At 62.2% G+C, this 12,644-nt stretch carries 9 protein-coding genes; 6 read left to right on the plus strand and 3 right to left on the minus strand.

The window, feature by feature from the left end:
• Positions 1–235: 235 nt before the first annotated feature.
• The 6 genes from tauA (at position 236) to pta (ending at position 8,086) form a co-directional block, all read left to right on the plus strand.
• On the plus strand, positions 236–1,237 hold the full coding sequence (tauA, locus tag PQQ96_RS12050; RefSeq protein ID WP_408291975.1) for a taurine ABC transporter substrate-binding protein: 1,002 nt from the start codon (positions 236–238) through the stop codon (positions 1,235–1,237).
• Between the two features lie 32 nt (positions 1,238–1,269).
• Complete coding sequence (locus tag PQQ96_RS12055) at positions 1,270–2,085, plus strand: taurine ABC transporter ATP-binding protein (protein ID WP_408291863.1); 816 nt, start codon at positions 1,270–1,272, stop codon at positions 2,083–2,085.
• Positions 2,078–2,998: an ABC transporter permease subunit gene (locus tag PQQ96_RS12060; protein WP_408291865.1), complete on the plus strand. Its 921-nt coding sequence runs from the start codon at positions 2,078–2,080 to the stop codon at positions 2,996–2,998. The genes PQQ96_RS12055 and PQQ96_RS12060 overlap by 8 nt, the downstream gene beginning before the upstream one ends.
• A gap of 237 nt (positions 2,999–3,235) precedes the next feature.
• The gene (phnY, locus tag PQQ96_RS12065) at positions 3,236–4,693 is read left to right on the plus strand and encodes a phosphonoacetaldehyde dehydrogenase (protein WP_408291867.1); all 1,458 of its coding nucleotides are present in this window, start codon (positions 3,236–3,238) and stop codon (positions 4,691–4,693) included.
• Positions 4,694–4,862: 169 nt separating this feature from the next.
• Positions 4,863–6,665, plus strand: a complete 1,803-nt coding sequence (xsc, locus tag PQQ96_RS12070; protein WP_408291869.1) for a sulfoacetaldehyde acetyltransferase — start codon at positions 4,863–4,865, stop codon at positions 6,663–6,665.
• 383 nt (positions 6,666–7,048) lie between these two features.
• Positions 7,049–8,086: a phosphate acetyltransferase gene (pta, locus tag PQQ96_RS12075; protein ID WP_408291870.1), complete on the plus strand. Its 1,038-nt coding sequence runs from the start codon at positions 7,049–7,051 to the stop codon at positions 8,084–8,086.
• Between the two features lie 120 nt (positions 8,087–8,206).
• Here the strand turns inward: pta and PQQ96_RS12080 are convergent, their stop codons facing one another.
• The 3 genes from PQQ96_RS12080 to PQQ96_RS12090 form a co-directional block, all read right to left on the minus strand.
• Positions 8,207–9,955 (minus strand): cobaltochelatase CobT-related protein, encoded by a 1,749-nt coding sequence (locus tag PQQ96_RS12080; protein ID WP_408291872.1) that lies wholly within the window; start codon positions 9,953–9,955, stop codon positions 8,207–8,209.
• Positions 9,955–10,962 carry an AAA family ATPase gene (locus PQQ96_RS12085; RefSeq protein WP_408291873.1) on the minus strand — a complete coding sequence of 336 codons (1,008 nt, stop codon included), beginning with the start codon at positions 10,960–10,962 and terminating at the stop codon, positions 9,955–9,957. The genes PQQ96_RS12080 and PQQ96_RS12085 overlap by 1 nt, the downstream gene beginning before the upstream one ends.
• A 147-nt stretch (positions 10,963–11,109) precedes the next feature.
• The gene (locus tag PQQ96_RS12090; RefSeq protein ID WP_408291874.1) at positions 11,110–12,414 is read right to left on the minus strand and encodes an MFS transporter; all 1,305 of its coding nucleotides are present in this window, start codon (positions 12,412–12,414) and stop codon (positions 11,110–11,112) included.
• Positions 12,415–12,644: the final 230 nt, after the last annotated feature.

Here is a 12,644-nt window from a genome sequence, read left to right on the forward strand (position 1 = left end):
GCTCATTCTGGTGCAGCGGTGTGGACTCAACGATCAGCCACGTCTGGCCCTAACCTGCAACATTTTTTACTGACGATACTCGCATCACCCCTATGCCGGCGATTGGGACATGCCCCCGTCGGCACGGGTTGGATTCACGTGTATTCGCGTACCTACACGGCCATTCTGGAGACCTACGATGAGAAGCGATACCCCCCAAAAGCTGTCCCGCTGGTTCGGTCATCTGACGCGCCGTATGACGGTGGCGGCGCTCGCTGCGCTCGCCTGCGTGGCGGCGCCCAGCAGTTACGCGCAGGACAAGGAGGTCACCATAGCCTATCAGCAGATCGTCGACCCATGGGTCGTGGCGATCGCGAGCGGCTCGATCGAGAAAGAAACGGGCTACAAGATCAACTGGCGGCAGTTCGAATCCGGCGCGAAAGTCGCGACCGCGATGGCGTCAGGGGACGTGAAGGTCGGCGTGATCGGCTCGAGCCCGCTCGCCGCCGCGGTCAGTCAGGGGCTCGACCTGCAGCTCTTCTGGATTCTGGACAACATCAACCAGGCCGAAGCGATGGTCGTACGCAACGGCTCCGGCATCACCAAACCGTCTGATCTGAAGGGCAAGACGATCGGCGTGCCGTTCGTGTCGACGACGCACTATCACACCATGTTCGCGCTGCAGCATTGGGGCATCAATCCGTCCGAGGTGAAGATCCTCAACATGCAGCCGAACCAGTTGGTTGCGGCGTGGGAGCGCGGCGATATCGACGCTGCCTATGTCTGGGACCCGGCGCTTGCGGAGTTGAAGAAGAGCGGCAAGGTCCTGATTACGTCCGGCGACCTGTCGAAACTCGGCAAACCGACCTTCGACGGAATCGCAGTCGATCGCCAATGGGGCGAGGCGCATAAGGACTTCATGGCAAAACTCGTGAGAGCCATCGCCAATGCGGACGATCAGTATCGCAAGAACGCCGCGCAATGGAATGCCACCTCGCCGCAGGCCGCAGCCATCGCCAAGATGATCGGCGGCTCGCCGGCCGACGTGCCGGAGTCGCTCTCGCTCTATGCCTTCCCGACGCTCCAGGAGCAGGTCTCCTCGCAATGGCTGGGCGGCGGCAGCGCCGGCCGCGCGACATTCGCGCTGAAGGACACCGCCAATTTCCTGAAGGATCAGAAACAGATCAGCGCGGTGTTGCCCGATTACTCGAAGTTCGTGACGCCGGTTTATGCCGAAGCGGCAATGAAACTCAAATGATGTAGGCCGGTTCTGTCGATTCAGGAGGCAACATGGAAAGCATGAGAGTCAAGAATGTGAGCGTGGTCTTTCCGGGCCGCAAGCCCGGCCAGACGGTGCATGCGCTCGACGACATCAATCTGACGATCAACTCGGGCGACTTCGTCGTCGCGCTCGGCGCATCGGGTTGTGGCAAAACCACCCTGCTCTCGCTCATGGCGGGTTTCATCGCGCCGACCAGCGGCGAGTTACTGCTCGGCGGTTCGCCGATCGCCGGACCGGGCGCCGACCGTGGCGTCGTGTTCCAGAAGCATGCCCTGTTGCCCTGGCTCAACGTGATCGACAACGCCGAGTTCGGCCTGAAGCTTCAGGGCGTGCCGAAAACGCAGCGGCGCGAGATCGCCGCGCGCAATCTCGCGCTGGTCGGCTTGCAGGACTTTCACAAGCACATGATCTATCAGCTCTCCGGCGGGATGCAGCAGCGTGTCGGCATCGCCCGCGCGCTGACCTGCGACCCCGCCATGCTGCTGATGGACGAGCCGATGGCCGCGCTCGATGCGCTGACCCGCGAAACCATTCAGGAGCTGCTGCTCGATGTCTGGACGAAGACCAGCAAGATGTTCTTCTTCATCACGCACAGCGTCGAGGAAGCGCTCTTTCTGGCCAGCCACCTGGTCGTGATGTCGCCGCGTCCCGGGCGCATCACGCACACCTATGAGCTGGATTTCAATCGACGCTTTCTGGAAACGCGCGATGCACGCGCCATCAAGTCGAGCCCCGATTTCATCGAGATGCGCGAGCGCGTACTCAGCATCATTTACGGCGACGAGAAAATGCATAGCGCCGAAGCCGAGGTGACACATGTTTAGTTCTAAACGGGCTCATGCCCTTGCGCACGGCCAGCACGCCCCGCTGGGCTCCGACACGCCGATCGAGCCACCGCGCACACCCGGCCGACCTCCACGGCTGCTCGCCAAGAAACCCGCCAAGCCAGGCGACACATTCGGCGTACCCGGCCAGGGCAGCAGCGTCGTCGCGAGCCTCGTGACGGTCGCCGCATTCATCGGACTGTGGTTTGTCGCGACTAACCTTCACTGGATCAAGCCGCTCTTTCTGCCGTCGCCACAAGCGGTGTATGCAAAGTTCGTGTTTGTCGCCACGGAGGGTTTCGCCGGTTCAACGCTCATTCAACACACCGGTATCAGCTTGCTGCGCGTGTTCGGCGCTTTCGCGCTTGCCTGCGTGACCGCCATTCCAATCGGCGTGATGATGGGCGTCTCGCGTTTTGCAAGGGGCATCTTCGATCCGCCCATCGAGTTCTATCGTCCGCTTCCGCCGCTCGCCTATTTGCCGCTCATCATCATCTGGTTCGGCATTGGTGAATTCTCCAAAGTCTTTCTCATCTACCTCGCCATCTTCGCGCCGCTCGCGATCGCCGCGCGATCCGGCGTGCGTTCCGTGTCGATCGAGCAGATTCATGCAGCCTATTCGATGGGCGCCTCGCGTACCCAGGTGGTGTTGTATGTGATCCTGAAATCCGCGCTGCCGGAGATTTTCACGGGGATGCGCATCGGCATTGGCGTCGGCTGGACGACACTGGTCGCAGCCGAAATGGTGGCGTCGACGAGTGGCCTCGGCTTCATGGTGCTCAACGCTGCGGAGTTCCTCGCCAGCGACGTGGTGATCATGGGCATTGTCGTCATCGGCTTCTTTGCTTTGTGCTTTGACTTGTTGATGCGCCACCTCGAGCGCGTGCTGGTACCGTGGAAAGGCCGGGTTTGACTGGCTAGCGGCTAGCACGACTAATGGAGCGCGGCCCGACAGCGGCCGCGTTTTCCCATTGCGCGGGGCGTCCCCGCACTAATCGGGTTCGAGGCGCAAACCGCGACGAGGGGATTAGCGGCAGCGCAGTGCAGCGCGCCACACCAGCTTGGACTCAGCGATTGGCGGCGGCTGGTACTACGCGGCTAGCGGTCCCCTCCCCAATACTTCAGCTGTCTGTTATCGCTGGAAGGCAGTATGAATTCAATCGCGAAAGTCTGGCCGTTGCCGCAGGTGCGTCATGAAGCGCTACGCATCGGTGGAGAAAAAATCCGGCGCGCGGAGATCATTGAAGTCTTCAATCCCTATACCGGCGACCTGGTCGGCACGGTGCCCAAAGCGACGCTTGCCGACGTGCAACACGCCTTTGCCTGGGCACACCAGTATCGTGCGCGGCTGACGCGCTACGAGCGCTCACAGATCCTGCTGCGTGCGGCCGACATGGTCCGTCAGCGTACCGAAGAAATCGCCGATCTGATCACCGCCGAGTCCGGCCTGTGCAAGAAAGACTCGCTCTACGAAGCAGGCCGCGTCGCCGACGTCATGACGTTCGGCGCCAATGAAGCGCTGAAGGACGACGGCCAGGTGTTTTCCTGCGATCTCACGCCACACGGCAAGAAGCGCCGCGTCTACACCCAGCGCGATCCATTGCTCGGTGTCATCTCCGCGATCACCCCGTTCAACCATCCGATGAATCAGGTTGCGCACAAAATCGTGCCCTCCATCGCGACCAACAACCGTATCGTCGTCAAACCCTCTGAAAAGGTGCCGCTGTCCACGTACCTGCTCGCGGACATCCTGTACGCAGCCGGCCTGCCCCAGGAAATGCTGCAGGTCATCACCGGCGACCCGAAAGAGATCGCCGACGAACTGATCACGAACGAACACGTCGATCTGATCACTTTCACGGGCGGCGTGCAGATCGGCAAATATATCGCCAGCAAGATAGGCTATCGACGCGCGGTGCTCGAACTCGGTGGCAACGATCCGATCATCGTGATGGAAGACGCCGATCTGGACGAAGCCAGCACGCTCGCGGTCTCCGGCTCCTACAAGAACTCCGGGCAGCGTTGTACCGCGATCAAGCGAATTCTGGTGCATGAGGCGGTGGCCGACCGTTTCGTGGGCCTGCTCGTGGAGAAGACCCGGGCCATCCGTTACGGTGACCCCGCCGATCCGGAGACCGACATGGGCACCGTCATCGACGAAGCAGCAGCGAAATTCTTCGAAGCCCAGGTGAACGATGCGATCAGCCGCGGCGCAACCTTGCTGCTTGGCAATCACCGCGCAGGCGCGCTGTATTCGCCGACGGTTCTCGATCACGTGAGCCCGGACATGCCGCTCGTCAAGTACGAAACCTTCGGCCCTGTCTCACCGGTGATCCGCTTTCGCGATATCGACGACGCGATCCGGATTTCCAATTCGACTGACTACGGGCTCTCGTCTTCGGTCTGCACGAATCGCCTCGACTACATCACGCGCTTTATCGCCGAACTGGAGGTGGGCAGTGTGAACGTACGCGAAGTGCCCGGCTACCGGCTCGAGTTGACGCCGTTCGGCGGCATCAAGGATTCGGGGCTTGGCTACAAGGAAGGTGTCCAGGAGGCGATGAAAAGCTTCACCAACGTGAAGACCTATTCGCTGCCTTGGGATTGAGCCGCACACCCATGCATCCCACGCAGCATCGCATTCATTAATTTTCGAGACAAATTGTACCGTTTTCATCGCATCACCTATTGACCATCACAGGTGCATGCTCTACATTTTAGATAACCACTTTTCGGAACAAATTGTTCCGGTTTCATTAAACAGCGGAGACAACCCCATGAGCGATCACACCCCCATCAGCGGCCCGCAGGCCATGACCCCGTCAGAAGCGTTTGTCGAAACCCTGGCCGCGAACGGCGTGACCGACATGTTCGGCATCATGGGTTCGGCCTTCATGGACGCCATGGACATCTTCGCGCCCGCCGGCATCCGCCTCATCCCCGTGGTGCACGAACAGGGCGCCGGCCACATGGCCGATGGCTATGCCCGCGTGTCGGGCCGCCACGGCGTGGTGATCGGCCAGAACGGCCCGGGCATCAGCAATTGCGTGACCGCCATCGCCGCGGCCTATTGGGCGCACAGCCCCGTGGTCATGATCACGCCCGAGGCGGGCACCATGGGCATCGGTCTGGGCGGCTTCCAGGAAGCGAAGCAACTCCCCATGTTCCAGGAGTTCACCAAGTATCAGGGGCACGTTACCCATCCCGCGCGCATGGCTGAATTCACCGGCCGCTGCTTCGACCGCGCGCTGGCCGAGATGGGCCCGACCCAGCTCAACATTCCGCGCGACTACTTCTACGGCCAGATCAAGGCCGAGATTCCGCAGCCGCAGCGCCTCGACCGCGGCCCCGGCGGCGATCAACGCCTGAACGAAGCAGCCGAACTGCTCGCCCAGGCCAAATTCCCCGTCATCATCTCGGGCGGCGGCGTGGTCATGGCCGATGCGATCGAGGAATGCAAGGCGCTTGCCGAGCGTCTGGGCGCGCCGGTCGTCAACAGCTACCTGCACAACGACTCCTTCCCCGCCGATCACCCGCTGTGGTGCGGCCCGCTCGGCTATCAGGGCTCCAAGGCAGCGATGAAGCTGATCTCGCGCGCCGACGTCGTAATCGCGCTCGGTTCGCGTCTGGGACCGTTCGGCACGCTGCCCCAGCACGGCATGGACTACTGGCCGCAGAACGCAAAAATCATCCAGATCGACGCCGACCACAAGATGCTCGGCCTGGTGAAGAAGATCTCCGTGGGCATCTGCGGCGACGCCAAGGCCGCCGCGGTTGCACTCACGCAGCGCCTCGAAGGCCGCACCCTCGCCTGCGACGCCTCGCGTGAAGAACGCGCCGGTGAAATCGCCGCCGAGAAGGCGGCATGGGAGAAGGAGCTGGATGGCTGGACGCATGAGCGCGACCCCTACAGCCTGGACATGATCGAAGAGCAGAAAGGCGAGCGCACGCCCGGCGGCGGCACCTATCTGCACCCGCGCCAGGTCTTGCGCGAGCTCGAAAAGGCCATGCCGGACGACGTGATGGTCTCCACCGACATCGGCAACATCAACTCCGTGGCCAACAGCTACCTGCGATTCAAAAAGCCGCGCAGCTTCTTCGCCGCGATGAGCTGGGGCAACTGCGGCTACGCGTTCCCCACCATCATCGGCGCCAAGGTGGCGGCACCGCATCGCCCTGCGGTCTCCTATGCGGGTGACGGCGCATGGGGCATGAGCCTGATGGAAACCATGACCTGCGTGCGTCACAACATTCCGGTCACCGCGGTGGTCTTCCACAACCGGCAATGGGGCGCCGAGAAGAAAAACCAGGTCGACTTCTACAACCGCCGTTTCGTCGCGGGTGAACTCGACAATCAGAGCTTCGCCGGCATCGCTCGCGCGATGGGCGCCGAGGGTGTCACGGTGGACCGGCTCGAGGATGTCGGCCCGGCGTTGAAGCGTGCAATCGATGCACAGATGAACCACGGCAAGACCACCATCATCGAGATCATGTGCACCCGCGAACTCGGCGATCCGTTCCGCCGCGATGCGCTGGCCAAGCCGGTGCGCCTGCTGGACAAGTACAAGGACTATGTTTGATCCGTCCGTTGTCTGACGGTCCGGGCGCCGGGAGATGAATTCCCGCTGCCCGGCGGGCCGGAAACGGGGCTTCCCCTGCCGTTTCCGGTTTCTTTGTTTTGGTCTTTTTGTTTTTGGCTTCTTTGTTTTCGGTCTCTTTGTTTTCGGTCTCTTTGTTTTCGGTCTCTTTGTTTTCGGTCTCTTTGTTTTCGCTCTCTTTGTTTTCGGTCTCTTTGTTTTCGCTCTCTTTGTTTTCGGTCTCTTTGTTTCTCGTCGCATTGTTTTCGGATCTTTAGTTTTCGGATCTTTAGTTTTCGCGCCGCATTCGTTGGCTGCTTGCTTCGCCTCCCGCCGCCTTCGTTTGCTGCTCCCCTCTTTTTCAACTGTGACCGCCGCTGAGTGCCATGAAAGCTATCAATCGCATCATCGAGCGCGCCCGCACTTCGCCAAAACGCATTGTGCTGTGCGAAGCGGAAGATCCCCGCATGCTGGAGGCCGCGCAACGCGCCACGCGTGAAGGCATTGCCCGCATCGTGCTGGTAGGCCCGAGCGGGCGCATTCGCGCGGCGGCTGCCGAGCAGAACATCGAACTGTCCGGCATGGAGTTAGTAGACCCTGCCGTTTCGCCGCTCGCCGAGTCCTTTAGCGAAAAACTCTTCGCACTGCGCAGCAAGAAAGGCATGACGCTGGACGAAGCCAAAGAGGAGATCCTCAAGCCCCTCTGCTTCGCCAACCTGATGGTACGGCTCGGTCACGCCGACGGCTCGGTGGCCGGCTCCGTCCACACAACCGCCGACGTGGTCCGCACGGCGATCCAGATCATCGGCATCCATCCGTCCTTCAAGCTCGTGTCGAGCTTCTTTCTGATGATGTTATGCGAGCCATTCCACACGCTCAAAGGCGGCCTGATTTTCTCCGACTGCGGGCTGGTGGTGGACCCGGACGCCGGTGAGTTGGCCCAGATTGCGATGGCGGCGGCCGACAGCGCGCAAAGCCTGTTGATGGAAGAACCGCGAGTGGCCATGCTGTCATTTTCGACCAGCGGTAGTGCTCACCACGCGGCAGTCGACAAAGTCGTGGAAGCGACGCGCCAGGTGAGGGCCCAGCGTCCGCATCTCGCGATCGACGGTGACGTGCAACTGGACGCAGCACTCGTCTCCGAGATCGCGATGCGCAAGATCGAGCACTCGCAGGTGCACGGACACGCCAACGTGCTGATTTTCCCCAGCCTCGAGGCCGGCAATATCGGCTACAAGCTGGCCGAGCGGATCGGCGATGCGAAGGCAATCGGCCCCCTGTTGCAGGGCCTGAAGAAGCCGGCCAACGATCTTTCGCGTGGGTGCAGTGCGGACGATATCTACTTCGTGATCGCGGTGACTGCTGTACAGGCGCAAACCGCGGAGGCGTCGCTGGATGCACAGACTACCCCGCTTGCGTCATGACCCGCCGCCGCGCTCGGCGGTGGCCACGCGGCGCGCCGCGTTCGGGGTGCTGGTGGTGATCGGTTGGTCGCTTATCCCATGTTCGCTGCGGCAGTTGTGCCTCTAAAGCCGCAGGATCGCCTACCTGCTGCCGCGCCTTCCAGCGCGTGCGCCGATCCAACCAACAATCTCCGCAAATAGCTTCATGTCGGGCGGCACGGATAGGTCCACCGCCAGACAACGGCGGTAATACGGGCTGAGGTCCAGCCCGACGCCCAAACCCAGCACCTCCACGTCGCGCGAGGCTTCATGGCGCGCCACGACGGCCTTGAGATGGTTGTCGAGATAGAACCCATCGTTGGCCTGGCCCGTCGCGCTATCCATTGGGCTGCCATCCGAGATCACGATCAGGATCCGGCGCGCCTCCGGACGGGCGACGAGACGCCCGCAGGCCCAGTCGACCGCTTCGCCATCCACGCCCTCGCGAAACAGGTCCGCCTTGAAGAGGGCGGCAATATCGGCGCGAGCGCGCCGCCAGCTCCGGTCGGCGTCCTTGAACACCAGATGAGACAGTTCATTGAGCCGGCCCGGATGCGGCGGCCGGCCGTGCGCCAGCCAGTCGAGCCGCGCACGGCCGCCGTTCCAGGCGCCGGTGGTGAAGCCCAGTACCTCGGTGGTCACGCCCGCCTGGTCGAGCGCGCGCGTGAGGATGTCCACCATGGTCGCCACCGGCTCGATATGCGCTTTCATCGAGCCCGAGCAATCGATCAGGAAGCCGACCACGCAGTCCGCCATGAGCGTGTTCCGCTCGAGCCGGAACAGGCGCCGTTCAGCGGGAGAACTGACCAGTTGCGCGAGGCGCCGTCCGTCGATGCGGCCGTGTTCTTCACCGAACGACCAGCCATCTCGTTGCGAGATCGCCAGCGCCGCCTTCAGCGCGTGCGCAAGCCGCGCCACGTTGATGCCCTGGGCAGCGACGCGTTCGTCGAGCCGTTCGCGAAACTCGCTAAGCAAGGCTTTGCGGACCAGCGTGCCAGGCGCGATCTCGCGGTCATAGCGCGTGGTAAACGCGCGATAGCCCTGCTCCGACGCTTCGAGCACGCGGCTTTTGCCAGTCAGCGCGACGGCCATGTCCTTGTACTCGTCGTCCTCGACGTCGAACCAGAGCGAAAACGCTGTACGCGGGGCTTTGTCGTCGTTCTCCTGGGGGTCATCCTCGGCATCGTCCAGCGCCTCGGCGCGGGCGGTGCGGATCATGTCGCCCACTAGCCTCGCCAGCTCGAGCGCATGGACAGCGAATGCGCCCTGCTCTTGCCGATGCCGGCGCAAGCCCGCCAACGACATGCCCAGCACTGGCACGATGGCCGCACGCGTGGCTTCGATCAGGCCTTCAGTCTGTTCGAGCACCGGCCAGCCAGTCAGGCGCGACCACGCAATCTGCGCCACCGTGTACAGAAGAATGCCGAGATGGTCCTCGGCAAGCCCGGAGCGGTAGAAAGCCTTCGACCAGGCCTCGAAACGATCGCGCAGATTCTGCACCAGGCCCGCCATGCCAGGCGGGGTCTGCGTTTCGCACCGCAGTTGCTCGAGCAGTTCGAACACCAGGCGTTCGACGCGATCGGTCGGGCATAACCGGCTGTGCAATGCCGCGTCGGAATGCATGAGTCGCAAGGCCGCACCATCGGCGGCGCCGCGCAAAGAGGTGAAATCGTCTTGCTGCGGGTCGGTGCGCAGATGCGGCGCGTGTAACGGCAACGGCCGCAAGTCGCGGCACAAACGGCCCTCACGGTAATGCAACGCGGCGTCGCCGGTGAGGGCACGCACGGTCGCCGCGCACAGGGCCTCACGCTGCTCTGCACGGAGGGTCGCTTGCCGCAATTCCGACGCCATCAGCAGGTGCCCGCTGCGTGGTCTTCAGCGTCGGCGTCGGCGTCAGCACCGGCACCAGCCTCAAGTTCAGTGCCGAAGCAGCGTTGGAAATACTCGGCCACGATCGAGCGCTCGGCCTCATCGCACTTGTTCAGGAAGGTCAGACGAAACGCCATCGCCGGATCGCGGAAAATCTGGCAGTTCTCCGCCCAGTTGATCACCGTGCGCGGCGACATCAGCGTCGACAGGTCGCCACCGGCAAAGCCTTTGCGCGTGAGTTCCGCCACACTCACCATCGATTCGATCAGCGCGCGTCCCGCCTCGTCAGCGAGCTCCGGTACGCGCGCCAGCACGATGCCGGCCTCTTCCGCGCGCGGCAGATAGTTGAGCGTCGCCACCACGTTCCAGCGGTCCATCTGCGCGTGATTCAGCACCTGCGTGCCGTGATACAAACCGTTCAGATTGCCCAGCCCCACCGTGTTGGTAGTGGCGAACATGCGGAAGTACGGATGCGGATGAATCACGCGATTCTGGTCGAGCAAGGTGAACTTGCCGTCGCGTTCGAGAATGCGCTGGATCACGAACATCACATCCGGACGCCCCGCATCGTATTCGTCGAAGATCAGGGCAACCGGGCGCTGCAATGCCCATGGCACGATCCCCTCCTGAAACTCGGTGACCTGCAGGTCGTCACGCACCACGATCGCGTCTTTGCCGACCAGATCGAGGCGGCTGATATGGCCGTCGAGATTCACGCGCACGCACGGCCAGTTGAGGCGCGCTGCGACCTGCTCGATATGCGTCGATTTGCCGGTACCGTGCAAGCCCTGCACCATCACCCGGCGGTCGCGGCTGAAACCAGCCAGAATCGCCAGCGTCACTTCCGGATTGAAGCGATAGACCTCGTCGATCTCCGGCACATGGTCGTCACGCTCGCTGAAAGCGGGCACCATCAAGCTTGAATCGATGCCGAAAACGGTACGTACCGCGACCATTCTGTCGGGTTTTCCAGTCACGATATCAGTCACTTCATTCTCCTCCCCACTGCGGGGATGTTCGTTCGGCGGCGCCGGACGATTCTTCATTTTTCGGTACGATTTGTTCCGTTTTTATTATAAACAGAATCTGACGCCTTGAGCAGCGCTTCGTCCGCATCGACCCGGCGAGCCGTACCGTCAACGCGCCGTTGCCATCTCGTCGAACGGTTTCGCACGCCGTTCCACCGCGCGCGCGGCCCATGCCGAAAGCAGCGCCGACAAAATCACATACACGCACACATACCAGGGCTTGCCACCGTTCAGGCGCAGCGGCGCCGTCGCGATGATCGGCGTGAGGCCGCTCGCGAAGATGCCCGAGAACTGATACACGAACGAGATGCCGGTATAGCGCACCTCTGGATCGAACAGTTCGGCAAAGAGCGCGGCTTCCGGTCCATAAACCATCGCATAGAAGATGCCGAACGGAATCACCACGCCGAGCCAGACGGCCAACGTGTTGCCGGCCTGCGTCTCCATCAGCCAGAACGCCGGCAACACCGAAACACCGCAGATCAGCGAGCCCCAGCGATACACGCGCGCGCGTCCCATCAGGTCCGACATCCTGCCGAAGATAGGGATAAAGAAGCACATCACCATCGCCGCGATCATCACCCCGGTGAGTGCTTCCGTCCTGCTCATCGAAAGACGTTGCGTGAGGTAGCCGATCATGAACACCGCGAAGATGTTGAAAAACACCCCGTCGATCCAGCGCGCACCCATGCCGAGCAACACCGAACCGCGATAGCGCGTGATCATGTCGAAGAAAGGGATTTTCACGTCGCGGCGGTTGCGCTTGAGCGCGAGAAACTCGGGCGTCTCCATCACCTTGAGGCGGATGTAGAGGCCGAGTACCACGAGCAGCAACGAAGCGCCAAACGCGACCCGCCAGCCCCACGAGAGAAACGCCGCTTCCGGCAGCAGCCGGGAAATGCCCGCGACAATGCCCGACGCGAGGCACAAGCCAATCGCCAAGCCGATCTGCGGCAAGCTTGCGTACAAACCGCGCCGGTTCGGCGGAGCATATTCATAGGCCATCAGCACCGCGCCGCCCCATTCACCGCCGAGTCCGATGCCCTGCAACACGCGCAAGAAGAGCAGCAGAATGGGCGCCCAGATACCGATCTGATTGAAGGTCGGCACGAAGGCGACCCCCGCCGTCGAAATCCCCATGATGACGAGCGTGCAAATCAGCGCGGACTTGCGTCCGACCTTGTCGCCGAAGTGGCCGAAGATCACGCCGCCGAGCGGCCGCGTGATGAAGCCGACGGCGAATGTGCCGTAGGCCAGCATCGTCGAGACGAGCGGATCGTGGGCGGGAAAGTAGAGCTTGTTGAACACAATGCCGGCCACAACGCCGTACAGAAAAAAGTCATACCATTCGACCGTCGCTCCAATCACGCTCGCGAACGCAACGCGGCGGATCACCCGCTTATCGATTGCCATAGCGCCTCCTCCAATGGATGGCCGCGCGCCGTCCCGGCAACGCAGCACTTTTGAGCCCCTGTCTGTCTCCTCCTGGGGGCACGAATTTCGCCGCCTGCACGCTGCTGTTATCGACTTCGAGTGCAGCGAGTCAGGTAGCGATCGATTTACTTCCTGCGGCGACTTCGCTTCGGTGCTTCTGCCCTTCGGTGCTTCTGCCTTCGCGTCTGCGTCGGCTTCTACATTCGCTT

Source organism: Paraburkholderia sediminicola, from assembly GCF_046027825.1.
In the GTDB taxonomy this organism is placed as follows: Bacteria; Pseudomonadota; Gammaproteobacteria; order Burkholderiales; family Burkholderiaceae; genus Paraburkholderia; species Paraburkholderia sediminicola_D.

Coding starts and splice junctions, on each gene's coding strand:
- tauA (WP_408291975.1), top strand. CDS start 236: ATGACGGTGGCGGCGCTCGCTGCGCTCGCCTGCGTGGCGGCGCCCAGC.
- PQQ96_RS12055 (WP_408291863.1), top strand. CDS start 1,270: ATGGAAAGCATGAGAGTCAAGAATGTGAGCGTGGTCTTTCCGGGCCGC.
- PQQ96_RS12060 (WP_408291865.1), top strand. CDS start 2,078: ATGTTTAGTTCTAAACGGGCTCATGCCCTTGCGCACGGCCAGCACGCC.
- phnY (WP_408291867.1), top strand. CDS start 3,236: ATGAATTCAATCGCGAAAGTCTGGCCGTTGCCGCAGGTGCGTCATGAA.
- xsc (WP_408291869.1), top strand. CDS start 4,863: ATGAGCGATCACACCCCCATCAGCGGCCCGCAGGCCATGACCCCGTCA.
- pta (WP_408291870.1), top strand. CDS start 7,049: ATGAAAGCTATCAATCGCATCATCGAGCGCGCCCGCACTTCGCCAAAA.
- PQQ96_RS12080 (WP_408291872.1), bottom strand. CDS start 9,955: ATGGCGTCGGAATTGCGGCAAGCGACCCTCCGTGCAGAGCAGCGTGAG.
- PQQ96_RS12090 (WP_408291874.1), bottom strand. CDS start 12,414: ATGGCAATCGATAAGCGGGTGATCCGCCGCGTTGCGTTCGCGAGCGTG.